Consider the following 25,038-nt stretch of genomic DNA (forward strand, 5'->3'; position numbering starts at 1 on the left):
GGACAGCGCTATCTATAGATATAGTCCACCTCAAGTCAGAGATGTTCCAGATAGTTAGGTTGCTATGTTACTCAAAATTTCAAAGAGATTGCCCGTGAAACTTTGAGAAAGCTCCTTACCGCGCCGGTAATGATCATTTTGCCGCTTGCCATGGCTCACCAGGGCTGGCGGCGCTGGCCAGGCAGCACCAGCCGCCCTCGGCCTGATTCAGGCGCCGGGTCGCAGCCAATAGCGCGGCCCGGTCGATCTGCAAAATGGCCTCGGGTAATTGCGTCAGATAATCCGACGAGCGGCCAGCCAGTTTGCCCTGCCAGAGCAATTCGGCCGCCTGGGCCGTGGCGAGCGTGGCGCTGGAAAACTGATCCGCCAGGGCCTTGCGTTGAGCGGTGAAGGTGGTGTCGTCGAGTGCGTTGATCAGTTCCGGCAATCGATTCAGGAATTGCTCGATGTGTTGCAGCAGGTCCATCGGCGCAACACTTGGCGATTGCACACCGAACAGCAGCCCGGTTTGCCCGTGAATCTGCCGCAGGGCGCTGAACACCGCATAGCCGAGTTGCAGGTCCACCCGCAAGCGCTGGTAGAACGGCGTCTGACAGACATGCGCGAGCAAACGCCACGCGGCTTCGTCGGCCATTTCCTGGGTGGCTGTCGGACAGAACAGCAGCAGCGCGTGCTCGCTGGAGGCGGTATCGACATTGCTCCACAGACGTTGTGAATGGATCGAAGCTGGCGCCGTCAGTTGATTGTCCGGCGTACCGGGTATACGGCTCAAAGCCAGACCCATGGCCGCTTGAGTCTGAGCTGACAATCCGATGGCCAGCCCATCCCAGCGCGCACTTGACCAGAGTTGCTGCACGTCATCCGAGTTCGCGGTGTGCCCAAGACAGTGATCGGGCAATACCTTGAGCAGTTGTCGAATCGGCATTAACGCAACGCTCGTCGATTCTGATGGTGAGAGAACGGCATCAGGTCTTGTCAGTTCTTTCAGCACATGCTCCAGGACGGAGGGCATCGGCTCCTGTAGCCCGTTCAGTTTCAGCAGCCATTCGTTGCCCGACGCACTGAAGGAAAAGTCCACGCCGGCCTGGCGCGCGTCTTCTCGCAACGATTGCAGGTTATTTTCCAGCCGTGATTGAAGGTTGCTGCCGGGAGTCGAGTCCAGACGCCAACGCAGATAGATCGCACCTTCAGCACCGTTGTCCGGGAATGCCTGGCTGAATTGCATCGGCGAACGTTCACGACGGCTGCGCGAGCGATCCTGGGCAAAAGTGCGCAGGCCGCGGTGGGCGCTGGTCTGGCCGCGAATCAATCCGGCGTTGGGTGCCGGTGCTTCGCAGCGCAGGAAAGGATTTGGGGCGGGCAATTGCCATGGGCCGCTGAAGTTATCCACAGCTCCGATTTGTTGGAGGATTTGCTTGAGGGCTGTAGCGCCTTTGTCGGATAACACGACTTCGCGCTGTTCGCTGTCCAGTCGGGCCAGTTGCAAGGCACTGCTGACTTGCTGCTGACGCTGGAGCAGGGTTGCGTATTCTTCACGCAATCGGTTCCAGTCTTGTTCGGCAAAAAAACCGAGCCAGTCCATCAGGCGTTCGCGGATGCCTGTTGCCGAGGCTGCGGCGGGCAGGGTGAATTCGATATGCAGCAAAGCTTGCCCGGCGAACTGGTACAGCGGTTGGGCTTTCAGGTTATCGGCCAGCCCGCGCTCGCGCAGGTTTGCCAACAAGCCGCCGGGTTTTGCCAGATTCAGCCAGTGGCACAGGAACGCCAGCGCTTGCGCAGAGAAATCGGGCAGTGCTTCGAGTGCGAACAGCCAATCCAGACGCCGTTCTCCAGCCTGTTGATAACTTTTTTCTGACGTCGACATCAGTGGCACAGGAGCTTGTTGCTCGACGTTTTCTCCCTTGGTGATGACGTTGCCAAACGCTTCAGCCAGCGCCCTCAGCTCTTCGAGACTCTGCGGCCCAGCCAGGCTCAAGGTCATCTGCCCGGTCTGATAAAACCGCTGATGAAAATCCTGCAAAGCCTGCTGAAACCCGGGTTGCTCCACCGCCAGACTGTCGCGATTACCCGCATGGAAACCGCGAAGCGGATGCAATTCTGACAGTCCATCGAACAGCGAAAATTGCTGTTGCGCGGCCGCATCCTGGGACCAGGCGACAAATTCAGCATGTAGCACTTCCCGTTCCCGCTGCTGATCGTCCGGATTCATACGCGGATGAGCGAGCATGTCTGACAGACGCTCCAACCCACCGGCAAAAGCCTGCGCTGGCAATTCGAAAAAGTAATCCGTGGCGCGCTCGCTAGTGCGTGCATTCAACTGTCCACCATGCCGTTGTACGTAGGCCATCAACCCTTGATCGGCGGGAAAACGCACGGTGCCGAGAAACAGCAAATGCTCAAGAAAGTGCGCCAGCCCCGGCCAGGCCATCGGCACGTCATGGCTGCCGGTCGCGACGCGCAATGCCGCAGCGCAACGCTTCAAATTCGGCGCATGACGCAGCGTCACCCGCAAGCCGTTGGCCAGGGTTTCAGTGAGGGGGCGAGGGTGATTCAGCGCGGGCATGGGCACTTCCAGAACAGTGAAGTGCCAATGCTAGCGGATAACGATGGATCAGCGCTTGTGTAGCGCGCCGTAAAGCTCAGGGCGGCGATCGAGGAAGTAGCGATTGGCGGCGCGCGAGTCGAGCATCAACTGACGATCCAGCTCTCCGACAATCAGTGCTTCATCAAGGCCAGCCTGTGCGATGCGGCTACCATCCGGCGCGGCAATGCTGCTCTGGCCGCAGTAGTGGATGTCGCCTTCGTGCCCGCAATAGTTGGCGTAGGCCACGTAACACTGGTTTTCAAAGGCCCGGGCGCGGACGGTGACGTCAGCGATGAAGTCATAGGGAATCATGTTGGCGGTCGGCACCAGAATCAGCTCGGCACCGGCCAGGGCCAGGCGTCGGGCGTTTTCCGGAAACTCCAGGTCGTAGCAGATCAGGAAACCGAGCTTCCAGCCGTTGAGCTCAACGATGGGAAACTCGTCCGCACCGGCGCTGAACATCGAGTGATCGAGGTCGCCGAACAGATGGGTCTTGCGGTAGTTGCAGACGCGCTCGCCATTGGCGTCGATCAACTGCACGGCGTTGTAGATCTGCCCGTCGGCGGTGCGCTCGGGATAGCCATACAAAATGGCGATCCCGGCAGCCTTGGCTATGCGCGCAATCTGCTGCGCCGATTCACCGTTATGCACCTCCGCGAGGACGCTGACAGCATCGACGCCGATGTTGTAGCCGGTCAGGAACATCTCCGGCAGCACCAGCAGGTCCGCACCTTTGGCCTCCAGCGCAAGCTGCTGCACGCGTTGCAGGTTGCCGGCGACATCCAGAGGCAGCGGTGGACATTGGTAAAGGGCTACGCGCATTTCGGATTCCTCTTACTCGGGCAGGGCGATCGGTCCGATCTCGTTGAACACATCACCTGGACCCGGATTCTCGGCATGAGTTGCACCGCCGAAGTGTTTCATGATCCCCCACACTGCGTTGAGCGAGGTCTGCACAGCGCCCTCAACCCAGGCTGGCGTCCACGAGACGTCGTCGCCAGCGATGAAGATCCCGCGCTGCTCGGCCGGCATGTCATCCTGCATGAAGTGCGCGTACATGCGCTGGTTGTAGCGGTAGTGGCCAGGCAACGCGCCTTTGAACGCGCCGAGGAAATGCGGGTCGGCTTCCCAGGAAACGGTGATCGGATCACCAATGATCCGTGCGGCGATGTCGACTTTCGGGTAGATCTTTTTCAGTGCATCCAGCGCCAGTTTCACGCGTTTTTCCACTGGGTGCGGGAGCATTTTCAGCGCGTCGCTCATCCACGAGTACGACAGGCAAATTACCCCCGGCTTGTCGTCACCGTTGTCGAACAGATAGGTGCCACGGGTCAGGCGGTCGGTAAGGGTCATGCTCATCAGGTCGCGGCCGGTTTCCGGGTCCTTGTCCTTCCAGAACGGGCGATCGACCATCACGAAGGTTTTCGACGATTGCATGTAGCGGGTGCGGTCCAGGGCCATCCACATCTTTTGCGAGAACAGGGTCTCATCGCATTCGATCTGGGTGGTCAGCAGCCAGCTCTGGCAGGTGGTCAGCACCGCGGCGTATTCGCGGGTGTCGCCCCAGTTGTCGGTGACGGCGAAACGGCCACCCGGTGCATGGGCAATCTTCTTCACGCCGGTACGCGGTGCGCCGTTGTGCAGAGAGCTGAGGCTGGTACCTTCGGGCCAGTGCACGCAACGCTCCGGCACATGGCGCCAGATGCCCTGTGGCACTTGTTCCACACCGCCGACCACCAAGTGCTGGTGATCGTCGCAGTTGGTCATCACCACGCGGAAGATTTCCAGCATCGAGTTGGGGAAGTCCGAGTCCCAGCCGCCGGTACCGAAGCCGACCTGACCAAACACTTCGCGATGGTGGAACGAGAGCTTGGCGAACGCCTTGGAGGTGGCGACGAAGTCGTAGAAGGTGCGGTCGTCCCACAGCGGCACCAGGGTGTTCCACAGTTCCTTGAGGCGCGGCACGTCGCGGTCGCGAATGGCTTGCTGGATATCGGAGAACTGCGAGCCGGCTTCCAGAGCGTCAGCCCACGCGTCAGCCACTTCCTGGAACAGTGCGGGAAGATCCGACAACTTCTGTGCGTAATGAGTCTGGCCTTCGAGGTCGATCACCGTGCTGCCCGATGCGGGTGTCAGCGGGTTGGGGAACGGTTTGGTTTCCAGACCGAGCTTGTCGACGTAGTGATAAAACGCGGTAGAGGACACCGGAAAACGCATGCCACCGAGCTCGGCAACAATACCTTCGGCCCCGTTGAATGCCTGGGAGCGCAAACGGCCACCCATTTTCGAAGCTTCGTAGACGACCGGTTTCAGACCCAGCTTCATCAGTTCATACGCGGCCACCAGGCCGGCAATTCCGCCCCCGACAATCGCCACTTCGGCACCATGATTGTGCTCGGGAATGCTGCCCAGGCCAGCCGGGTGTTCGATCCAGTCGTCGAAGGCGAAGGGAAAGTCCGGGCCGAAAATGGTGATTGGTTTTTTACCGTCTGCAGGATGGCGATTGTTCTTGTTCATGGCTGACCTTGCTGGCGACCCGACGCGGAATGCGCATCTGAGTATAGGAAAAGATGCCAGCCATTCTAGAGAGCACAGAACACGTTAATAAGACGCAAAGTGTCGTCGTTTTGCCATTTTATTGGTCGATATGACGATATGGTTGCGCACACTGCCCACTGTAGGGGCTGGCTTGCCAGCGAAGAGGCCGTTGAGTTTTGTGTTGATGGTCCAGACGCCTTCGCTGGCAAGTCAGCTCCTACAGGTCTTTGCAGGCCTGTCAGACACCAAAACCACCGGGAAAACCTCAAACCGGCTGCCCCCGATCAATCTTGCTGCTCAAGATGATCGACGTCGTGGTCTTCTCCACCCCATCCACACTGCCAATCTGATCCAGCAGCTGATCCAGCTGCTCCGGCGAATCGGTGCGCAACCACGCCACATAATCAAATTCGCCACTGACCGCACACAACTGCTGCACCTGCGCCATGGCGCTCAACCGTCGCAACACTTCCTTGCCGGAACGCGGCTGCACAGTGATCCCCACATACGCCTGCAACCCGCCATCCACTACCCGCTGACCGAGGCGCACGCCGTAACCGGTAATCACCTTGGCTTTTTCCAGCCGCGCCAGGCGCGAAGTGACGGTGGTGCGGGCGATGCCCAGTTGCCGGGCAAGCATGGCTACGCTCTCGCGGGCATTGATCTGCAGGGCCGCGATCAACTGGCGGTCGATTTCATCGAGGACGGGTGGGCGAGTGTCAGGCAAAGGGGTATCTCCATTGGCGCGGATCAATGGTGCAGCATGTTACAGGCTCGCTCGACGGGGCGCTTGTGGTCGTCGAGCGGACGGATTGCGCGGCTTTTTGCTGTTGAAAGGCCGAAAGAGGGTGTGCGCAATTCGGCTAGGATTAATGCAGTCGAGGGTGCGAGGGAAGGACATGACGACGAAGCTGCCTGCCGCTGTACGGAACCATGCATTGCAGATCGCCCATCACGAAATGGGGCACTACGTGGTGGCCCGCGCCTTGGGCTTTGCCACGGGCGGCGTCACCCTGACGGTGACCATGGATTTGCGTCACCAGGGTGGGGCTTGCATTACGTTGGTGCGCCCAATTTCGTCGATAGAAGCCATGAAGGAACATCTGGAAGCCCGGATGATGGTGCTCCTGGCTGGCGCAATGGCACAGACACTGCCTTCAAAACCTTCAGCTGCAAAACGCGTCGACAAGCCCAAAACCACAGCCATCCTCAAAGGCGAGCAGGGGGCGGAACAGGATTACGCAAAAATCAGGGAGCTTCAGCATCTGCTGCGCAACATCGCCTACCCAGATACCGATCCAGCGTCGGGTGAGCGAGTAACGGCAGAGCTTAAAGCGATGACTGATCGGGTGTGGGGCCGAACTCAAAAAATCATAGAGGATCAGGCCGAGACGATTGCGGAACTGGCAGGGGCGCTGGTGGACGGCATGATCATCGTCGAGCAATGGGGACGGCCGGCGGATACGTACGAGGTGGTGTTGACGGGGGAGGCGCTTGAGCGGATGTGGCCCGAGCAGCGCGTGCATACATTGTAGGAGCGAGCTTGCTCGCGAAGGTCGTGAACGATAACGCGAGAAACCAGACAGTTAGCGTCGCCTGTGATTTCTTCGCGAGCAAGCTCGCTCCTACAGGTTCATCGGTTCGCGTCCTTGCTTGCTCCGGCAGGCCGACGCGTCAGCACCTTCACCACATCATCAATCACCGCTTTGCTCATCGACGTCAGGTAATGCGCGGCCCAGGCGTGGCGGTCGGAATCTTGGGCGAGGGCGTCGGCGATGGGGACGTCTCGGCAGACGTGGAACAGCGGTTGGTCTGAGAGATACAGGAAGGGTGTGAAGCCGACGGTTTTTAGTTCTGAAGGTGCAGATATGCTCATGTTCAAACTCCTAATTTTTTAAGGAGCTGTCACATTCGTTTCCAAGCGAATGGGTGGCAGCTGTGCGCAGGTTGGAAAACCGGGAAACTAGGAAACCGGCACGCCCAGGGACGTCCCACGCACAGCCGCCATAACTCGAAATTGAGGTGGGCATCTGTTGCGTCTAATTTCGTCGGGTTTCCAAGCCCGATCGCTGAATGGTCAGCGACACGGGAGACTATCCCCTCAAAGAAAAGCACAACAAGGCGGCAAAGTACCCAAGCGCAAGATTCGGAGTTTGCCTACAAGGTCTGCGGGCGTCATCCGATAAAGCGAGACCATAAGTAAACAAAACTAAACGTCGGACACGAAAAAGCCGCGTAAAAACGCGGCTTTCTTGTTTGGTGGGCCCACACGGACTTGAACCGTGGACCAAAGGATTATGAGTCCTCTGCTCTAACCAACTGAGCTATAGGCCCTCAGTAGGCCGCGGATTATAACGACGGTTTCGCTACTGTGCCATCCGAAAAAGCCATTACGGTTGTACGAAGAAATGTCGCGGCAAATTCGTCCGCGGGGAGGGGCAGGCTGACGATGTAGCCCTGGATTTGCTCGCAACCCTCGGCGGCGAGGAATTGCTGTTGCGCCAGGGTCTCGACCCCTTCGGCAATCACGGTGAATTGCATGCTGCGTCCGAGCGCGATGATGGCGCGTACGATCGCCGCATCGTGGGGATCGTCCGGCAGGCCACGGACGAAGGATTGATCGATCTTGAGAATGTCCAGCGGCAGACGTTTGAGGTAGCTCAAGGACGAGTAGCCGGTGCCGAAGTCGTCGATGGCCAATTGCACGCCCAATTGTTTGAGTTGATGCAGCACCGCCAGCGCTTCTTCGGCCTGGCTCATGATGAAGTTTTCGGTGATCTCCAGTTGCAGGAAACCAGGGTTGAGGCCGTTGTCCTTGAGCAACTGTTCGATACGGCCCAGCAGGTTGGGTTGGCGCAATTGGGCGCCGGCCAGGTTGACCGACAGCGGGCCGAGACCTTCGTACAACTGGTGCCATTCGGACATCTGCCGGCAGGCGGTTTCCAGAACCCAGTCACCGATTTGCAGGATCATGCCGTTTTCTTCGGCCAGCGGGATGAAGTGTTCCCTCGGCACGTCGCCAAAGGTCGGATGGCGCCAGCGGATCAGGGCTTCGGCGCCGACCAGGCTGTAGTCGTCGAGGCTGATTTTCGGTTGGTAGCACAGGTGCAACTCGTTGCGTTCGATGGCGCGGCGCAGTTCGTGTTCCAGCGCTACGCGTTCGCTGGCCTGGGCGGTGAGGTCGCGGGTGTAGCTTTCGACCCGGTTGCGGCCCTTGGCCTTGGAGCAGTACATCGCGGCGTCGGCGTTCTTGATCAGTGTGGCAACGTCGCAGCCATCCCTGGGATAGAGGCTGGTGCCGATGCTGGCGCTGATGAAAAACTCGTGTTCGCCGGCCTGGAAGGGGGCGGTGAAACAATTGAGCAATTTAGTGGCTAGGTGGTCGGCATCGCTGGGTTGTTGCAGGCCTGGCAACAGAATGATGAATTCGTCACCACCCAGGCGCGCCACGGTGTCGATGTCACGCAGCTGCTCCTTGAGGCGTATGGCGATGCCCTTGAGCAGCAGGTCGCCGACCGGGTGGCCGAGGCTGTCGTTGATGTGCTTGAAGCGGTCAAGGTCGAGGAACAACACAGCGCCCTGCTTGCCGTTTTCCTGCTGGTTGTTGAGTGCCGTCAGCAAGCGGCTTTCGAACAGTGTGCGGTTCGGCAAGCCAGTCAGCGGGTCGTGGTGCGCCTGGTAGTCGAGTTTGGCCTGGGCATGCTTGAGGCTGGAGATGTCGGCGAACACTGCGACAAAGTGGGTGATGAACTTGTCGCGGTTGCGCACGGCACTGATGGTCAGCCAGCTCGGATACAACTCGCCATTCTTGCGCCGATTGGAAATCTCGCCTTGCCAATGACCTTCGGCGGTCAATTGATGCCACATGGCCGCGTAGAACGCGCTGTCATGCAGGCCCGAGGCGAGCAGGCGTGGCGTGTGCCCCAGTGCTTCGTTTTCGCTGTAGCCGGTGATTTCGGTGAACGCACGGTTCACCGCACTGATGTGCTGTTGGGTATCGGTGATCAACACGCCTTCGGCGGTGCTTTCGAACACGGTGGCGGCCTGTTGCAGTTTTTCCTGCATCAGATGCCGCTCGGTGATGTCCCGGGCGATGGTCAGCATGCAGTCTTCATCGCCAATCGGCAGTGGACGGCTGGACACTTCGCAGAGGCGGATCTGCCCGTCGCTGCGGCGGATATGGCAGCTGAAGTCACGGACAAAACCGTCCCGGTGCAGCAGGTCGAGCATTTGCTTGCGTTCATTGAGGTTGACCCAGATCCCCAGGTCCAGCGCCGAACGATCCACCGACATTGCGCTGTTGAACCCGGTGATGCGGCTGAAACCCTCGTTGACCTCCAGCAGCAAGCCATCACTTTGCCGTGACAGCAGCAAGCCGTCGGGAGAGGCATGGAAGGCCTTGGCGAATTTTTCTTCGGAAGTTTGCAGCTGTTGCTGGGTTTCCTTGAGCTGGGTGATGTCCCGCACGACGACCACCAGCGCTGGCGTCATGTCGAGATCGAACGGCTCGGCGGAGATCAGGCCGGTAAACACCTGGCCGTTGCTGCGACGAAAGGGCATTTCCAGGTTGCGGATGCTGCCGGCCTGCAAACGTTGCAACAGGCCTGGCCCAACGCCAGGAATGCCCCAGATGTTCAGGTTGGTGGCGGTCTGGCCAATGACGTCCTCGGCCTTGAGGCCGATCTGCTCTTCGAACGCTTCGTTGACTTCCAGCAGGCAACCGTCGCTCAGGCGCGCGATCACCAGAATGTCCGGGCATTGCTGGAACACGGACGCGAATTTCTGTTCCGACAGGCGCAACGCTTCTTCGGTGCGCTTGGCGTCGGTAATGTCGATCATCAAGCCGCGCAACACCGGTTCATGCCCGTGTTCGATCAAACTGACGATATCGCGTACCCACAGGCAACGGCCGTCGGCGGTGATCACTCGGTAGTCGAGGCGGTGATCGCGCCCGGCCAGCACTTCGTGATCGCAGAAGGTCTGGGCGCGGGTCAGGTCGGCAGGGTGAATGATGTTGCGCCAGAAGCCCGGAATCAGCCAATGGGACAGGGGATAACCGAGAAGGTCTTCGGCATGGGGCGATACATAGCTGTAGGTGAAATCGGTGACTTTTGCTTCCCAGGCGATGGCCGACAGGCTCTCCACCAGGCCACGGTAGTGGTACTCGCTGCTGCGCAGTTCCTGTTCAAGGTCGACCCGGCGGGTGATTTCCGAACTCAAGCGGCGGTTGATGCGGATAACCGAAGCCAGCACGATGCTCAGCAGCAACAATCCGGGCAGGCCATACATCAACAGATCCTTCCAGAACGTTCGATGATCGAGGACGTTGCCGACCCAATGCTCCTGAATGGCGCTGATTTCGGCGGGGCTCATGTCCGCCAGGACTTTGTCGAGAATACCGACAAGCATTTTGTTGTCGCGAGGTACTGCCATGGCCAGTTGATAGCGATAGGGGGTTTCACCGCTGACATACAACCCATCGAGCTTGAGTTGACGCAGGCTCCAGACGCTGGAAGCCAGATCGCCCACCACTGCGTCCACTGCGTCGGTGGCCAGTGCCTGCAAGGCCGAGCTGACGTTGGGCATCGCCACCAGATTCAGGTCGGGATTGTGCGTGCGCAGCAGTTCGTGGGGGGCGTAGTTTTCCACCACGGCGATTTTCAGACCGTACAGGTCTTGCAGGTTGTGTGGCTGGGGGCCCCCGACATGGGCCAGGATGACAATCGGAAAATCCAGGTAGGGGCGGGTGAACGACAGGTAGTTCTGGCGTTCCGGGGTCGACATGATGCCCGGCAGCAGGTCAATTTTGCCCTTTTTGGCTTGTTCCAGGACAGCGGTCCAGCTCACCGGCTCGATGGGCGTGAGTCGGGTTGCCAGCCTTTTGCGAATAATCTCGATGTAATCCGCGGCAAGGCCCTGGTAGCGGCCCTCATCGTCGCGGAACTCGAAGGGCGGCCACGACGCATCGACACCCAGGCGCAAGTTCGGGTGAGCCGCCAGCCAGCTACGTTCATCGTCAGTGAGAGTCAGAGCGCCAGCCGTTGCGGTCCAGGTCATCAGCGACAGCAAAAAAAGCACGGTCGGCAGTCTGGGCATAACGGTCTCGTTATGGCTCGGGGGAATGTTTCGAGTGTAGACGGGCTATAGAGCGGAAGGGGAGATGCGGGGGGATTTAATCTGTACAAAACAAAACCCCCGGCCTGGGCCGGGGGTTTTGTGATCACTCGTCGAGGAAGGAGCGCAGATGCTCGCTTCTCGTCGGGTGGCGCAGCTTGCGCAGCGCCTTGGCTTCGATCTGACGAATCCGCTCACGGGTCACGTCGAACTGCTTACCAACCTCTTCGAGGGTGTGGTCGGTATTCATGTCGATACCGAAGCGCATGCGCAGTACCTTGGCTTCACGGGCAGTGAGGCCGGACAGCACTTCGCGAGTCGCTTCTTTAAGGCTCTCAACGGTTGCAACATCGATTGGCGACTGCATGGTCGAGTCTTCGATGAAGTCACCCAGATGGGAGTCTTCGTCATCACCGATCGGGGTTTCCATGGAGATCGGCTCTTTTGCGATCTTCAATACCTTGCGGATCTTGTCCTCAGGCATTTCCATGCGTTCGCCCAGCTCTTCCGGGGTCGGTTCGCGACCCATTTCCTGCAGCATCTGCCGGGAAATGCGGTTGAGCTTGTTGATCGTCTCGATCATGTGCACCGGAATACGGATGGTGCGGGCCTGGTCGGCGATCGAGCGAGTGATCGCCTGACGGATCCACCAGGTGGCATAAGTCGAGAATTTGTAGCCACGGCGGTATTCAAACTTGTCTACCGCTTTCATCAAGCCGATGTTGCCTTCCTGGATCAGATCGAGGAATTGCAGGCCACGGTTGGTGTACTTCTTGGCGATCGAGATCACCAGACGCAAGTTGGCTTCGACCATCTCTTTCTTCGCGCGGCGGGCCTTGGCCTCACCGATCGACATGCGACGGTTGATGTCCTTGATCTCGGCGATGGTCAAACCGGTTTCGGTTTCCAGCGCGGTCAGCTTCTGCTGGCAACGGACGATGTCCGGCTGCAGACGACCAATGGCTTCAGCGTATTTGCTTTTGCCTTTGGCCAGGGCATCACTCCAGCTTTCGTCGACTTCGTTGCCCGGGAACTGGCGCAGGAAGTCTGCACGCGGCATGCGTGCATCACGAACGCAGAGCTGCATGATTGCGCGCTCTTGCTGACGCAGGCGATCCAGGGCGCTGCGAACACGCTCGACCAGGCCTTCGAATTGCTTCGGCACCAGTTTGATCGGCATGAACAGTTCGGCCAGGGCCAGCAACTCGGCAATCGCTGCCTTGTTGTGACGACCGTGCTTTTTCAACGCCTTGCGAGTGATTTCCATCTGATCGGCAACAGCGCCAAAACGCTGAGCGGCGATGATCGGATCCGGACCGCTTTCGGCTTCTTCCTCGTCATCCGAGGCTTCACCGTCTTCATCGTCGGAATCGTCATCCGCTTTGACGGCTTTCGCGTCAATCGGCGGCGGCACTTCTGCCGCAGGCGGCGCGATGCCGTCGTCCGGGTCGATATAACCGCTCAGGACGTCGGACAGGCGGCCACCTTCGGTGGTGACGCGGGTGTACTCGGAGAGAATATGATCAACCGTGCCAGGGAAGTGCGCGATTGCGCTCATCACTTCACGGATGCCCTCTTCAATACGCTTGGCGATTTCAATTTCGCCTTCACGTGTGAGGAGCTCGACCGTACCCATTTCGCGCATGTACATGCGCACCGGGTCGGTAGTGCGACCAATGTCGGTCTCGACCGCAGCCAACGCTGCAGCGGCCTCTTCGGCTGCGGCTTCGTCGGTATCGGCGTCGGCCAGCATAAGGGAATCCTTATCTGGCGCAACCTCGAATACGTTGATCCCCATGTCATTGATCATGCGGATGATGTCTTCCACCTGTTCCGGATCTGAAATATCCTCCGGCAGGTGGTCGTTGACCTCCGCGTAAGTCAGGTAGCCCTGCTCACGACCAAGTGTGATCAACTCTTTGATACGAGACTGCTGTTGCGCTTTTCCGGACATAACACCCTATCCACTGAAGGTCTTGGCGGGCAAAAAACAAGCCGAGGATTATACCTGAGCTATGACCTCACGCGCCAGTTGAGGTCGGGTTTGATGCGGAAACATTGCGACTCAAGAGGTCGCGCAGTTGATTTTTCTCTTCGCTGGTCAATTCGCTTTGACGTGCTTTTCTGAGAAGTTGTTCCAGGTTTCGCTCGCGTTGGCGGGCTGACAAGCTAGTAATGGTGTCGAAAAACTGTTGTTCAAGGTTATCTCCATCAATCAGCCATTCCTTTTCCGCCAGCGCCTTGAGCAGCCGGCCTTGTTCTGTGCCGTGCCAGCGCGCAATCAGCTGAATTGAGTTTAGCTTGGGATTCTTCTGTACGGCTTCGAGCAGCGCCACCAGCAATTGTGTGTTGGTGTGATCCTCGGCGGCGAAGTGTCCGGCATCCTCGACTTTTTCGGCCAGTTGCGGGTGATGCAGCAACGTGCGCAAGGCGGCGAGGGTCGGCGGTTCTACGGCGGCGGGCACCCGTGGCGCGCGGGGTTGATCGCGATCACCGCCCCGTTTGCCATTCTTGTCCCACGGTTTCTTGTCCCATTTCTTGCCTCCTGCACCGGGTTTCTTCGGCGTCCATTCCTGCTGCGGCACATACATTTCCTGTGCCTGCGGCTGATGATAGTCGCTGTAATCGGGCATCGCGTCGTAATCGATGCCCGGGTCGTAGGCCGGCGGGGCTTCTTGCGGGGCGCTTTGTGCCAGCTGACTCACCGCTTCGCCGCTAAGGCCGGTGATTTCGCTCAGGCGCTGGCGCATCAAGGTGCGCAGGTTGGCACCCGGGACTTTGTCGATCAACGGCGCGGCGAGGGTGGCCATGTGGGCCTTGCCCTCAAGCGAGCGCGGGTCGGCTTCTTCCGTCAGTTGCTGGAAGAAGTAATCGGCCAGCGGCTGCGCGTGCTGGTTGATGCGCGCGCGGAAGGCATCGGTGCCTTCAGAGCGGACCAGGGTGTCCGGGTCCTCGCCTTCAGGCAGGAATAGAAAACGTGCGCGGCGACCGTCCTGCAGGCTCGAAAGTGTCGCCTCCAGCGCCCGCCATGCCGCATTGCGACCGGCCTGATCGCCGTCGAAGCAGAACAATACGCTGGGCACGACGCGAAACAGCCGCTTGAGGTGTTCCTCGCTGGTGGCGGTGCCCAGGGTCGCGACGGCATTGCGCAGGCCTTGCTGGGCCAGGGCAATGACGTCCATGTAACCCTCGACGACGATGATCTCGTCGAGGTTGCGGTTGGTCTTGCGCGCTTCGTAGAGGCCGTAGAGTTCCTGGCCTTTATGGAAAACCGGGGTTTCCGGGGAGTTCAGGTATTTCGGCTTGTCGTCGCCCAATACCCGGCCGCCAAACGCAATGACACGCCCGCGACTGTCGCGGATCGGGAACATCACGCGGTCGCGGAAGCGGTCGTAACGTTTACCGCTTTCGGCATTCTCGATCAGCAGGCCAGCATCGATCATGGCTTTTTGTTGCAGGGTATCGCTGCTCAAGTGCTTGAACAGGTTGTCCCAGCCGGGTGGGGCAAAGCCGAGGCCGAAGTCCCGGGCGATTTCGCCGGTCAGCCCGCGACCTTTCAGGTAATCCACGGCCGCCTTGCGCGATGGATGGCTTTTCAGGGCCTGGCGATAAAAGTCGGCGGCAGCGCTGAGCAGCGGATACAGCGGAGAATCGGTCGGCTGCCGCGGTTTGTGCGGGCGGCCGCTTTCTTCGCGGGGGATTTCCATGCCGGCGGCTTTGGCCAGTTCTTCGACAGCCTGGACGAAATCCAGGTTGTCGTGGTCCATGATGAAGCCGAGGGCGTTGCCGCCAGCGCCGCAGCCGAAGCAGTAATAGAACTGCTTGTCGGGGCTGACGCTGAACGACGGAGTTTTTTCTTTGTGGAACGGGCAGCAGGCGGTGTGGTTCTTGCCGGCTTTTTTCAATTGCAGGCGCGAGCTGACCACATCGACGATGTCGGTGCGGTTCAGAAGGTCGTCAATGAAGCTCTGGGGAATTAGCCCGGCCATGGCGTTCTCGTCATCTGCGCTGAAAGGAACCCGAAACGTACGGCGAGCAAACGCGGTCATTGTTTGAGGCGCGCAAAGTAAGCGGCTCGACCAGTGTCGTCTGCGTAATCGCTGTCGGGAAGTGTATCTGCCGAAAATCCACTGACGTTAATGCCAATCAGTATTCGACTGTTTGAAAGTGTTGCGCTGAATCCGCTGCGGCCAATCACCGGCCTCGGATAGCTCATCAATTGGCACGCAAGCAGGTGCCTTGGGCTGATCGTCGTGAGAGGAATCAGTGGGTGTGCTCGTCAGTAGCCTTGGAAGGCTCGTCAGAAAAGACGTGCACCGCTGGCAAAAGAGCCAGGTCTGACGCGGTGAAGCAGATTTGTCTCGGTCGCGTCTGCGGCTTCGACAGTGAAGCATCAAGCGTTTTCCGCAAATGCCATAAGCCCGGCTGAGGGCCGGGCTTGGCAGAAGCTTGCTACGATCGTCTGTGTATTAGTACAGACGAACGGCGCGGCGCTGTTCGCGCTGAACTTTCTTGGCGTGACGCTTAACAGCGGCTGCTGCTTTGCGCTTACGCTCAGAAGTTGGCTTCTCGTAAAATTCGCGGCTACGAACTTCAGCCAGTACACCGGCTTTTTCGCAGGAGCGCTTGAAACGACGCAGAGCTACGTCGAAGGGTTCGTTCTCTTTTACTTTGACGGCTGGCATCCAGAGCTACCTTCATTCATTACCGGGGTCAACATCCTCGCGGCAAAAGAGCACTTGAAGACGTCGGTTTTTAAGGGTTGCGGATGTTAACCCCTCAACGCTCGGAATGCAAAGCCTCTGATCGAAAACCGCTGGTCGGGGCATCACGCGACGACTATTATGCGCGCCTTCGAATTCAGCCTAAACAAGGCGCAAACCCATGCTAGTACTGGGATTAGAAACCTCCTGCGACGAAACCGGTGTCGCACTTTACGACAGTGAACGCGGGCTGCTGGCCGACGCGCTGTTCAGTCAGATCGACCTGCACCGCGCCTATGGCGGCGTGGTGCCGGAGCTGGCCTCGCGCGATCACGTCAAACGCATGCTGCCCTTGATTCGTCAGGTGTTGGCCGAAGCCGGCTGCGTGCCGACCGAGATCGATGCGATCGCCTACACCGCAGGTCCTGGCCTGGTGGGCGCATTGCTGGTGGGGGCTTCCTGCGCTCAGGCGCTGGCCTTTGCCTGGGGTATTCCGGCACTTGGCGTGCACCACATGGAAGGCCACTTGCTGGCGCCGATGCTGGAGCCGCAACCACCGGAGTTTCCGTTCGTCGCTTTGTTGGTGTCGGGTGGTCATACGCAACTGGTTCAGGTCGACGGAATTGGTCAGTACACGCTCTTGGGCGAGACCCTGGATGACGCTGCCGGCGAAGCCTTCGACAAGACGGCCAAGATGATGGGCCTCAATTATCCGGGCGGACCGGAAATCGCTCGCCTCGCAGAGCAGGGCGTTGCAGGACGTTTCGTCTTTCCGCGTCCGATGTGCGACCGTCCTGGCCTGGATTTCAGCTTCAGTGGCTTGAAAACCTTTGCCCTGAACACCTGGCAGCAATGCGTCAGCGCCGGGGACGACGGCGAGCAAGCCCGTTGCGACATCGCGCTGGCGTTCCAGCAGGCCGTGGTGGAGACTTTGACCATCAAGTGCAAGCGTGCCCTGAAAGCCGCCGGTATGAAGCGCCTGGTGATCGCAGGGGGCGTCAGTGCCAACAAGGCGTTGCGGACTTCTCTGGAGAAAATGCTCGGCGACATGAGGGGCGATGTGTTTTATGCCCGTCCGCAGTTCTGCACCGATAACGGCGCGATGATCGCGTTTGCCGGCTGCCAGCGCTTGCAGGCCGGTCAGCAGGAAAGTCTGGCGATCAGCGTGCAGGCACGCTGGCCGATGGAGCAATTGTCGGCATTGTGATGAGCGGCGCTCATGTCCGGCAGCTAGAAATGCCGTTCGCGCCCGGCAAACAGGTCGCGTAGATTGCCGCGATGACGCCAGACGATCAGTCCGGTGAGCGTACTCATGGGCAGCAGGGCGGCCGGTTCTTGCCAGGCCAGCAATGGCAGGGTCAGCGGTGTGGCGATGAGGGCGGCCAGAGAGCTGGTGCGGGTCAGGTAGAACGTCAAGAGCCAGGCGCAGACTGCCAGAAGTGCGGCGGGCGGGTACAGTCCCAGCAGCATGCCCGCAGCGGTGGCGACACCTTTGCCGCCGCGAAAGCGGAAGTACAATGGAAACAGATGGCCAATGACGGCATAGACGCCGATCCAGGCCTGTTCCTGCTGTGAAAGGCCCGCAAGACGCGCAATCAGTACCGGCAGCAGGCCTTTGCAAAGGTCGCCGAGCAAAGTCAGGATGGCGAGTTTCTTGCCGGCCAGGCGCAACATGTTGGTGGCGCCGGCATTGCCCGAGCCACTCATTCGCGGATCGGGGCTACCGGTCAGGCGGCTGAGCAAAATGGCGAAGGACAGAGAGCCGAGCAGGTAGGCGAGGATCGCCAATAACCAAAACATGCTAACTATTCCGGGCGAGGAAGCCCTGATTCTAACGGCGCATTGCGCCCTTGTCGTGTAGCGGAGAGAAGTGCTTGGACAGAGTGTTTATCGAGGGCCTGGAAGTCGACACGGTGATTGGTGCCTACGACTGGGAGCGAGGCATCCGACAGTGCTTGCGTCTTGATCTGAGCTTCGCCTGGGACAATCGCCCGGCCGCAGCCGGTGATGACCTGACCCTGGCGCTCGACTACGCCAGCGTTTCCTCGCGCATTCAGGCGTTTGCCGAGCAGGCGCAATTCCAGCTGGTTGAAACCTTTGCCGAGCGCCTGGTTGAAGTGCTGATGAGCGAATTCAAGATCACCTGGATGCGCCTGAAGCTGACCAAGCCCGGTGCCGTCCCGGCTGCCACCGGCGGTGTGGGCGTGGAGATCGAGCGCGGATGTCGCTGACTCAGGTGTACCTCGGGCTCGGTAGCAATATCGAGCGTGAAACCCATTTGCAGGCGGGGCTCGATGCTTTGGCGGCGTTCCTTGTCGATATCCGCTGTTCGGCGGTTTTCGAAAGCCAGCCAGTGGGCATCAAGAGCGGGCCGTTCTTCAATTTCGTGGTGTCGGCGTATACCGATCTGCCGTTGATGGAGCTCGATCGTCGGTTGAAGTTCATCGAGGCGGATAACGGTCGTTATGCGCCGGATCGACGAGGTTTGCCGCTGGATATCGATGTTTTGTTGTTCGGCGATCTGGTGGGTAACTTCGACGGCCTGATCTTGCCGCGCGCAGAAATTCTGAAGAATGCGTTCGTTCTGTGGCCGTTGTCGTTGATAGCGCCGGATCGAGTGCATCCGGGCGTAGGTAAAAGTTTCGCCACATTGTGGGCCGAATCGCAGATCGATCAGGTGCTGGCGCCGGTGGTGTTTGAGTGGCGTGGTGAGCAATTGACGCCTTCAGATTTGCTGTGCTCTGACTGACGCCTTCGCGAGCAAGCCCGCTCCCACAGGGTTAGCGTAAACCTGTGGGAGCGGGCTTGCTCGCGAAGCTTTTCAGGCAGACGCCGCGTCCTTGTAAGCCTTCAGCGCCTTTAGCCGCTCGCGCTTGATCGCCTCCCCCAGCTCCGGTCCCTTGAATCCCTTTTCCAGCAAAGGCTGAACCGCCACGCTGCGAGCCGCGGTTGCCGCACCGCGCAGATAATCCGCCTGTGGATAACTTCTATCTTCCAGCCCTTTGCGCCCACGCGCATCCATTTCACAGGCCACAATGAACTCCTCGAAGCGCTGTGGCCGACGGTAAACGTCAAAGCTTTGCAGCAATTCCAGCAGTGTCGATGGCTTCAGCTCAAGGGCGCGATGGCCGTGGGTGTGATATTCGCCCACCAACACTGCCAGTTCCTGGCAGTCTCTCGGCACCTTGAAACGTTCATTGACCGCTTTGATCAGCTTCAGGCCTTTGAACTCGTGGGCAATGTGTCGCGGCCATTCCTCCTCTGGCGTCAGGCCCTTGCCCAAGTCGTGCAGCAGGCATGCCCAGCGCACGGTCAGTGGCTGTTTGTGTATGGCGGTCTGCTGCAGCACGCCCAGAGTATGTGCGCCAGTATCGATTTCCGGGTGATGGGCCGGGGGTTGCGGTACGCCGAACAGCGCGTCGACTTCCGGCATCAGCACTTTGAGTGCGCCGCATGCACGCAAGACCTCAACGAACACCTGGGGCTGATCTTCCATCAGGGCGCGGGAAATTTCCTTCCAGCTGCGCTCCGGGGTCAGTGCTTCAAGTTCGCCTGACTCGCTGAGTTGGCGCATCAGCTCCAGGGTTTCCGGGGCGACGGTAAAACCCAGTGCCGAGTAGCGCGCCGCGAAGCGTGCAACACGCAAGACCCGGAGTGGATCTTCGGCAAATGCCGGGGAAACGTGGCGGAGCAGGCGCGCTTCGAGATCGCGCTGGCCGTGGTACGGATCGGTCAGGTTCTGCTGATCGTCTTCGGCCATGGCATTGATGGTCAGGTCGCGGCGAATCAGGTCTTCTTCGAGGGTGACTTCAGGGCTGGCGTGAAAAGTGAACCCGCCGTAACCGCGTCCGCTTTTGCGCTCGGTTCGGGCGAGGGCGTACTCCTCACCGCTTTTTGGATGAAGGAACACCGGGAAATCCGCGCCCACCGGGCGAAAGCCCTTGGCGAGCATTTCTTCGGTGGTGGCGCCGACCACAACCCAATCGATATCGGTGACCGGTTTGCCCAGCAAGCGATCACGTACCGCGCCGCCGACTTTATAAATCCGCATAAAAAACCTCCGTTAGCTCGACAGGATACCCGTTGCGTCGAGCTTTCGGAGGCACAAACCGGTTCAAAGATGGATGACGGCCAAGTCCAGCCGGCCGTATTCGCCTTCGCTGTGTTCGCTTCTGGGCGGCACATGGTGGGTTTTCATCACCTGATCCCCTTGCAGGGTTTCCAGATGAATATCGAAGCCCCAGAGACGATGGAGGTGTTTGAGCACTTCTTCGGTCGAGTCCCCCAGTGGTTTGCGGTCGTGTTGCTGGTGACGCAGGGTCAGGGAGCGGTCGCCACGCCGGTCGATGCTGTAGATCTGCACGTTGGGTTCGCGATTGCCGAGGTTGTACTGCGCCGCTAGGGTTTCACGGATGATGCGGTAGCCACCTTCGTCGTGAATGGCGGGCACCAGCAGGTCGTCCTTCTGGTCGTCATCGAGAATGCTGAACAGCTTCAGGTCACGGATCACCTTGGGCGACAGGTACTGCAGGATGAAACTCTCATCCTTGAAGCTGCTCATGGCGAACTTGATGGCCGCCAACCAGTCGGTACCCGCAATGTCAGGGAACCAGCGGCGGTCTTCTTCCGTCGGCTCTTCGCACATGCGCCGGATGTCGCGGTACATGGCAAAACCCAACGTATAAGGGTTGATGCCGCTGTAGTAAGGGCTGTCGAAACCTGGCTGGAATACCACGCTGGTGTGGGATGTCAGGAACTCCATCATGAAACCGTCGGTGACCAGGCCTTCGTCGTACAGGTCGTTCATCAGGGTGTAGTGCCAGAACGTCGCCCAGCCCTCGTTCATCACCTGGGTCTGGCGCTGTGGATAAAAATACTGGGCGATCTTGCGCACGATGCGCACGATTTCCCGCTGCCATGGCTCCAGCAGCGGCGCATGTTTTTCGATGAAGTACAGGATGTTTTCCTGAGGCTCGGCGGGGAAGCGTGCGTTGTCCTTGTCGCTGTACTTGTCCGCGCCCTTGGGAATGGTTCGCCACAGATCGTTGATCTGTTTCTGTAAATGCTCTTCCCGGTCCTTTTGCCGGCGACGCTCTTCTTCCGCGGAGATCGGATAGGGGCGTTTGTAGCGATCGACACCATAGTTCATCAGCGCATGGCAGGAGTCGAGCAGGTCCTCGACCGCGTCGATACCGTGGCGCTCTTCGCATTGCATGATGTACTGCTTGGCAAACACCAGGTAATCGATGATCGAACTGGCGTCGGTCCAGGTGCGGAACAGGTAATTGCCTTTGAAAAAGCTGTTGTGCCCGTAGCAGGCATGGGCGACTACCAGCGCCTGCATGCAGATGGTGTTTTCTTCCATCAGGTAGGCGATGCACGGGTCGGAGTTGATCACGATCTCGTACGCCAGACCCATCTGGCCGCGGGAGTAGGATTTTTCAGTGCTGAGGAAATGCTTGCCGTAGGACCAGTGGTGATAACCCAGCGGCATACCGACCGAGGCGTAGGCGTCCATCATCTGCTCGGCGGTGATCACTTCGATCTGGTTGGGGTACGTGTCGAGTGCGTATCGAGCCGCCAGACGACTGATCTCTTTGTCGTACGCCTGGATCAGCTCGAACGTCCATTCGGAGCCGGTGGAAATGGGTTGGCGCTTCTGCTCTTTGGCGGTCATGTCACTAACCTGCGCTGGAAGAGTTCACGGAAGACCGGATAAATATCCCCGGCCGAGACCAGTTGTTGCTGGGCAAACGTGTCGGAAAAGGCTTCGGCGATGCGCTCGTACTCGAACCACAGGGCCTGGTGTTCGCGCGGGGTGATCTCAACGTAAGTGTAGTACTGCACGAATGGCATGATCTGGTTGATCAGGATGTCGCGGCAGATCGGAGAGTCGTCGTTCCAGTTGTCACCGTCGGAAGCCTGGGCGGCGTAGATGTTCCACTCGTTGCTCGGATAACGCTCGGCCATGATCTCCTGCATCAGTTTCAAGGCGCTGGAGACGATGGTGCCGCCGGTTTCCCGGGAGTAGAAAAACTCCTCTTCATCCACTTCGCGGGCGCTGGTGTGATGACGGATGAACACGACGTCGATCTTTTCGTAGTTCCGCTTGAGAAACAGGTACAGCAGGATAAAGAAGCGTTTGGCGATGTCCTTGGTCGCCTGGGTCATCGAACCGGACACGTCCATCAGGCAGAACATTACGGCCTTGGAACTGGGGTTGGGTTGCTTGATGAGCAGGTTGTACTTGAGGTCGAATGTGTCGAGAAACGGCACCCGGTGAATGCGCGCGCTGAGTTTTTCGATTTCTGCCTCGATTTCCTGAATATCGCCGAAGTTGTCTGGTTCTTCCTGCTTGAGTCGCAGAAGTTCTTCCTTGGCTTCGCGCAGTTTTGCCCGACTGCTGCCGGACAGGGCGATTCGCCGGGCGTGGGCTGAACGCAGGGTGCGGATGATATTGATCCGCGACGGGTTGCCCTCGTTGCTGATCCCGGCTCGCACGGTCTTGAAGGTGTCGGTGCCGGTCAGGTTGCGCTTGACCAGGTTTGGCAGTTCGAGGTCCTCGAACATGAATTCGAGGAATTCCTCCTGGGTGATCTGGAAGACGAATTCATCCATCCCTTCACCGGAATTGCCGGCCTTGCCGGGGCCTCGACCGCCACCACCTCCCGGTGGACGGGCGATATGTTCGCCGCTGGTGAATTCCTTGTTGCCCGGGTGCACGACTGTCTGCTTGCCGCCGCGACCGTGATGAAGCACCGGCTCGTCGATGTCGCGGCCGGGAATGCTGATTTGTTCGCCGTGTTCCATATCGGTAATGGAGCGCCGGCTGACCGCCTCTTCGACAGCCTTTTTGATGTGATCACGGTAGCGCCGCAGAAACCGCTGGCGGTTCACCGTGCTCTTGTTCTTGCCATTGAGACGTCGGTCGATCACATAGCTCATGACTGCTCCTTAGAAGCTGTCCTGAAAGGGGCGAGCGGTGATACAGCATCGAACCGAGAGCCGAGGGGTGTTGAACGCTCCCCCAAGCGCTTTGGATGCTGCCTGAACTCGCTACCGACTTTCGAACACCTTCCAGAGGCCTGTGTAACAGAAAAAGCGCACACAGGTCTCTGGCTGACGACAACCGGTCTGACCGGCAGCGGGTTATTGTGATTTTCTGACCCGCAGGTACCACTCGGACAGCAGTCGTACCTGTTTGTCGGTGTAGCCCCGCTCTACCATCCGTGTGACGAAGTCGTTGTGTTTTTGCTGGTCCTCCTTGCTGGCCTTGGCGTTGAAGCTGATAACCGGTAGCAGGTCCTCGGTGTTGGAGAACATTTTCTTCTCGATGACCACCCGCAGTTTTTCGTAACTGAGCCAGGTCGGATTCTTGCCGTTGTTGTTGGCCCGGGCGCGCAGGACGAAGTTGACGATTTCGTTGCGGAAATCCTTCGGATTGCTGATGCCGGCCGGTTTTTCAATTTTCTCCAGTTCTTCGTTCAGGGCTACGCGATTGAGGATCTCGCCGGTTTCCGGGTCGCGGTATTCCTGGTCCTGGATCCAGAAATCGGCGTACAGCACGTAACGATCGAAGATGTTCTGGCCGTATTCGCTGTAGGACTCGAGGTAAGCGGTCTGGATTTCCTTGCCGATGAATTCGATGTAGCGCGGTGCCAGGTACTCCTTGAGGAAGCGCAGATAGCGTTCGCGGGTCTCGGCCTGGAACTGCTCCTGTTCGATTTGTTGCTCCAGCACATAGAGCAGATGCACCGGGTTGGCAGCAATTTCGTGTGGATCGAAGTTGAACACCTTCGACAGGATCTTGAACGCAAACCGGGTGGAAAGACCGTTCATGCCTTCATCGACACCGGCGTTGTCGCGGTATTCCTGGATCGACTTGGCTTTCGGGTCGGTGTCCTTGAGGTTCTCGCCGTCGTACACGCGCATCTTCGAGTAGATATTGGAGTTTTCCGGCTCTTTGAGGCGCGAGAGCACGGTGAACTGGGCCAGCATCTTCAGGGTATCCGGTGCGCAATGCGCCTTGGCCAGCGAGCTGTTGAACAGCAGCTTGTCGTAGATCTTCACTTCGTCACTGACCCGCAGGCAGTACGGCACTTTGACGATGTAGATCCGGTCGATGAAGGCTTCGTTGTTCTTGTTGTTGCGGAAGGTGTGCCATTCCGATTCGTTGGAGTGCGCCAGCAGGATCCCGGTGAACGGAATCGCGCCGAGGCCTTCGGTACTGTTGTAGTTGCCTTCCTGGGTGGCGGTCAGCAGTGGGTGCAGCACCTTGATCGGTGCCTTGAACATTTCGACGAATTCCATCAGGCCCTGGTTGGACCGGCACAATGCGCCCGAGTAGCTGTAGGCATCGGCGTCGTTCTGTGGGAATTCCTCCAGTTTGCGGATATCGACCTTGCCCACCAGCGCCGAGATGTCCTGGTTGTTTTCGTCGCCAGGTTCAGTCTTGGCCACGGCGATCTGGTTGAGGATCGACGGGTAGAGTTTCACCACGCGGAACTGACTGATGTCGCCACCGAACTCGGCCAGGCGCTTGGTCGCCCATGGCGACATGATGGTGTTGAGGTAGCGCCGTGGAATGCCGAAGTCTTCCTCGAGGATCGCTCCATCTTCAGTGGAGTTGAACAGACCCAGGGGCGACTCGAAAACCGGCGAGCCCTTGATTGCATAGAAGGGCACTTTTTCCATCAGTTGCTTGAGCTTCTCGGCCAGGGACGACTTACCGCCACCGACAGGGCCGAGCAGGTAAAGGATCTGTTTCTTCTCTTCCAGGCCCTGAGCGGCATGGCGGAAATACGACACGATCTGGTCGATGCATTCTTCCATCCCGTGGAAGTCTTCAAAGGCCGGGTAGCGACGGATCACCTTGTTGGAGAAGATGCGTGACAGTCTCGAGTTGGTCGAGGTGTCGAGCAGTTCCGGCTCACCGATGGCCAGCAGCAGACGCTCGGCAGCGGAAGCGTAGGCGCTACGGTCTTTTTTGCACAGTTCCAGATACTCTTGCAGAGAGAGTTCTTCCTGGCGTGTGGACTCGAAGCGTTGTTGGAAGTGGCTAAAGATACTCATGACGTCACCTCGCTCGATACGTGGAGC

Annotated in this window: 18 protein-coding genes and 1 tRNA gene; 4 read left to right on the forward strand and 15 right to left on the reverse strand. The window is 58.9% G+C overall.

Annotated elements, in window-relative coordinates; genetic code table 11:
• Positions 1-133 precede the first annotated feature (133 nt).
• The 4 genes from pqqF to AC07XF_RS04530 form a co-directional block, all read right to left on the reverse strand.
• Positions 134-2,563: a pyrroloquinoline quinone biosynthesis protein PqqF gene (gene pqqF, locus AC07XF_RS04515; protein WP_495025560.1), complete on the reverse strand. Its 2,430-nt coding sequence runs from the start codon at positions 2,561-2,563 to the stop codon at positions 134-136.
• Between the two features lie 48 nt (positions 2,564-2,611).
• A complete protein-coding gene (locus tag AC07XF_RS04520; protein ID WP_495025561.1) occupies positions 2,612-3,406 on the reverse strand; it encodes a carbon-nitrogen hydrolase family protein in 795 nt (264 codons plus the stop codon).
• A gap of 12 nt (positions 3,407-3,418) precedes the next feature.
• Positions 3,419-5,101 (reverse strand): flavin monoamine oxidase family protein, encoded by a 1,683-nt coding sequence (locus tag AC07XF_RS04525; RefSeq protein ID WP_495025562.1) that lies wholly within the window; start codon positions 5,099-5,101, stop codon positions 3,419-3,421.
• Between the two features lie 286 nt (positions 5,102-5,387).
• Positions 5,388-5,849 (reverse strand): Lrp/AsnC family transcriptional regulator, encoded by a 462-nt coding sequence (locus tag AC07XF_RS04530; protein WP_007980298.1) that lies wholly within the window; start codon positions 5,847-5,849, stop codon positions 5,388-5,390.
• Between the two features lie 172 nt (positions 5,850-6,021).
• Here AC07XF_RS04530 and AC07XF_RS04535 point away from each other — a divergent pair, with 172 nt between their 5' ends.
• Complete coding sequence (locus AC07XF_RS04535) at positions 6,022-6,657, forward strand: zinc metalloprotease (protein ID WP_495025563.1); 636 nt, start codon at positions 6,022-6,024, stop codon at positions 6,655-6,657.
• Between the two features lie 98 nt (positions 6,658-6,755).
• Here the strand turns inward: AC07XF_RS04535 and AC07XF_RS04540 are convergent, their stop codons facing one another.
• The 6 genes from AC07XF_RS04540 to rpsU all read right to left on the reverse strand — a co-directional run bounded on the left by AC07XF_RS04540 (position 6,756) and on the right by rpsU (position 15,921).
• Complete coding sequence (locus AC07XF_RS04540) at positions 6,756-6,998, reverse strand: DUF3077 domain-containing protein (protein ID WP_495025564.1); 243 nt, start codon at positions 6,996-6,998, stop codon at positions 6,756-6,758.
• Positions 6,999-7,379: 381 nt separating this feature from the next.
• Positions 7,380-7,456: transfer RNA gene (locus AC07XF_RS04545), tRNA-Ile, on the reverse strand.
• 15 nt (positions 7,457-7,471) lie between these two features.
• Entirely contained in the window at positions 7,472-11,218 is a 3,747-nt protein-coding gene (locus AC07XF_RS04550; RefSeq protein ID WP_495025565.1) for a bifunctional diguanylate cyclase/phosphodiesterase, read from the reverse strand.
• 124 nt (positions 11,219-11,342) lie between these two features.
• On the reverse strand, positions 11,343-13,190 hold the full coding sequence (gene rpoD / locus AC07XF_RS04555) for an RNA polymerase sigma factor RpoD (RefSeq protein WP_495025566.1): 1,848 nt from the start codon (positions 13,188-13,190) through the stop codon (positions 11,343-11,345).
• 67 nt (positions 13,191-13,257) lie between these two features.
• A complete protein-coding gene (gene dnaG, locus AC07XF_RS04560; protein WP_008017402.1) occupies positions 13,258-15,225 on the reverse strand; it encodes a DNA primase in 1,968 nt (655 codons plus the stop codon).
• A gap of 480 nt (positions 15,226-15,705) precedes the next feature.
• Entirely contained in the window at positions 15,706-15,921 is a 216-nt protein-coding gene (rpsU, locus tag AC07XF_RS04565) for a 30S ribosomal protein S21 (protein ID WP_002551877.1), read from the reverse strand.
• A gap of 199 nt (positions 15,922-16,120) precedes the next feature.
• On the opposite strand from rpsU, the gene tsaD reads away from it, so the two are divergent.
• Complete coding sequence (gene tsaD / locus AC07XF_RS04570) at positions 16,121-17,146, forward strand: tRNA (adenosine(37)-N6)-threonylcarbamoyltransferase complex transferase subunit TsaD (protein ID WP_495025567.1); 1,026 nt, start codon at positions 16,121-16,123, stop codon at positions 17,144-17,146.
• Positions 17,147-17,169: 23 nt separating this feature from the next.
• Here tsaD and plsY read toward each other — a convergent pair whose 3' ends face one another.
• Entirely contained in the window at positions 17,170-17,739 is a 570-nt protein-coding gene (gene plsY / locus AC07XF_RS04575; protein WP_495025568.1) for a glycerol-3-phosphate 1-O-acyltransferase PlsY, read from the reverse strand.
• A gap of 74 nt (positions 17,740-17,813) precedes the next feature.
• Between plsY and folB the strand changes: the two genes are divergently transcribed.
• Positions 17,814-18,170, forward strand: a complete 357-nt coding sequence (gene folB / locus AC07XF_RS04580) for a dihydroneopterin aldolase (RefSeq protein ID WP_008051601.1) — start codon at positions 17,814-17,816, stop codon at positions 18,168-18,170.
• A complete protein-coding gene (gene folK / locus AC07XF_RS04585) occupies positions 18,161-18,688 on the forward strand; it encodes a 2-amino-4-hydroxy-6-hydroxymethyldihydropteridine diphosphokinase (RefSeq protein ID WP_495025569.1) in 528 nt (175 codons plus the stop codon). Before folB ends, folK begins: the two co-directional genes overlap by 10 nt.
• Before the next feature lie 72 nt (positions 18,689-18,760).
• Here the strand turns inward: folK and AC07XF_RS04590 are convergent, their stop codons facing one another.
• From AC07XF_RS04590 to AC07XF_RS04605, 4 genes are all read right to left on the reverse strand, one after another.
• Complete coding sequence (locus AC07XF_RS04590) at positions 18,761-19,990, reverse strand: multifunctional CCA addition/repair protein (protein ID WP_495025570.1); 1,230 nt, start codon at positions 19,988-19,990, stop codon at positions 18,761-18,763.
• 63 nt (positions 19,991-20,053) lie between these two features.
• Positions 20,054-21,616, reverse strand: a complete 1,563-nt coding sequence (locus tag AC07XF_RS04595) for a SpoVR family protein (RefSeq protein WP_495025571.1) — start codon at positions 21,614-21,616, stop codon at positions 20,054-20,056.
• Positions 21,613-22,884 (reverse strand): YeaH/YhbH family protein, encoded by a 1,272-nt coding sequence (locus tag AC07XF_RS04600; protein ID WP_008051610.1) that lies wholly within the window; start codon positions 22,882-22,884, stop codon positions 21,613-21,615. The genes AC07XF_RS04595 and AC07XF_RS04600 overlap by 4 nt, the downstream gene beginning before the upstream one ends.
• A gap of 204 nt (positions 22,885-23,088) precedes the next feature.
• A complete protein-coding gene (locus AC07XF_RS04605; RefSeq protein WP_007982655.1) occupies positions 23,089-25,011 on the reverse strand; it encodes a PrkA family serine protein kinase in 1,923 nt (640 codons plus the stop codon).
• Positions 25,012-25,038 lie beyond the last annotated feature (27 nt).

Source organism: Pseudomonas sp. GW821-FHT01C01 (genome assembly GCF_059422645.1).

Excerpts from the sequence above, each read along its gene's own strand:
- pqqF (WP_495025560.1), bottom strand. The coding sequence starts at position 2,563 with ATGCCCGCGCTGAATCACCCTCGCCCCCTCACTGAAACCCTGGCCAAC.
- AC07XF_RS04520 (WP_495025561.1), bottom strand. The coding sequence starts at position 3,406 with ATGCGCGTAGCCCTTTACCAATGTCCACCGCTGCCTCTGGATGTCGCC.
- AC07XF_RS04525 (WP_495025562.1), bottom strand. The coding sequence starts at position 5,101 with ATGAACAAGAACAATCGCCATCCTGCAGACGGTAAAAAACCAATCACC.
- AC07XF_RS04535 (WP_495025563.1), top strand. The coding sequence starts at position 6,022 with ATGACGACGAAGCTGCCTGCCGCTGTACGGAACCATGCATTGCAGATC.
- AC07XF_RS04540 (WP_495025564.1), bottom strand. The coding sequence starts at position 6,998 with ATGAGCATATCTGCACCTTCAGAACTAAAAACCGTCGGCTTCACACCC.
- AC07XF_RS04550 (WP_495025565.1), bottom strand. The coding sequence starts at position 11,218 with ATGCCCAGACTGCCGACCGTGCTTTTTTTGCTGTCGCTGATGACCTGG.
- rpoD (WP_495025566.1), bottom strand. The coding sequence starts at position 13,190 with ATGTCCGGAAAAGCGCAACAGCAGTCTCGTATCAAAGAGTTGATCACA.
- dnaG (WP_008017402.1), bottom strand. The coding sequence starts at position 15,225 with ATGGCCGGGCTAATTCCCCAGAGCTTCATTGACGACCTTCTGAACCGC.
- rpsU (WP_002551877.1), bottom strand. The coding sequence starts at position 15,921 with ATGCCAGCCGTCAAAGTAAAAGAGAACGAACCCTTCGACGTAGCTCTG.
- tsaD (WP_495025567.1), top strand. The coding sequence starts at position 16,121 with ATGCTAGTACTGGGATTAGAAACCTCCTGCGACGAAACCGGTGTCGCA.
- plsY (WP_495025568.1), bottom strand. The coding sequence starts at position 17,739 with ATGTTTTGGTTATTGGCGATCCTCGCCTACCTGCTCGGCTCTCTGTCC.
- folK (WP_495025569.1), top strand. The coding sequence starts at position 18,161 with ATGTCGCTGACTCAGGTGTACCTCGGGCTCGGTAGCAATATCGAGCGT.
- AC07XF_RS04590 (WP_495025570.1), bottom strand. The coding sequence starts at position 19,990 with ATGCGGATTTATAAAGTCGGCGGCGCGGTACGTGATCGCTTGCTGGGC.
- AC07XF_RS04595 (WP_495025571.1), bottom strand. The coding sequence starts at position 21,616 with ATGACCGCCAAAGAGCAGAAGCGCCAACCCATTTCCACCGGCTCCGAA.
- AC07XF_RS04600 (WP_008051610.1), bottom strand. The coding sequence starts at position 22,884 with ATGAGCTATGTGATCGACCGACGTCTCAATGGCAAGAACAAGAGCACG.
- AC07XF_RS04605 (WP_007982655.1), bottom strand. The coding sequence starts at position 25,011 with ATGAGTATCTTTAGCCACTTCCAACAACGCTTCGAGTCCACACGCCAG.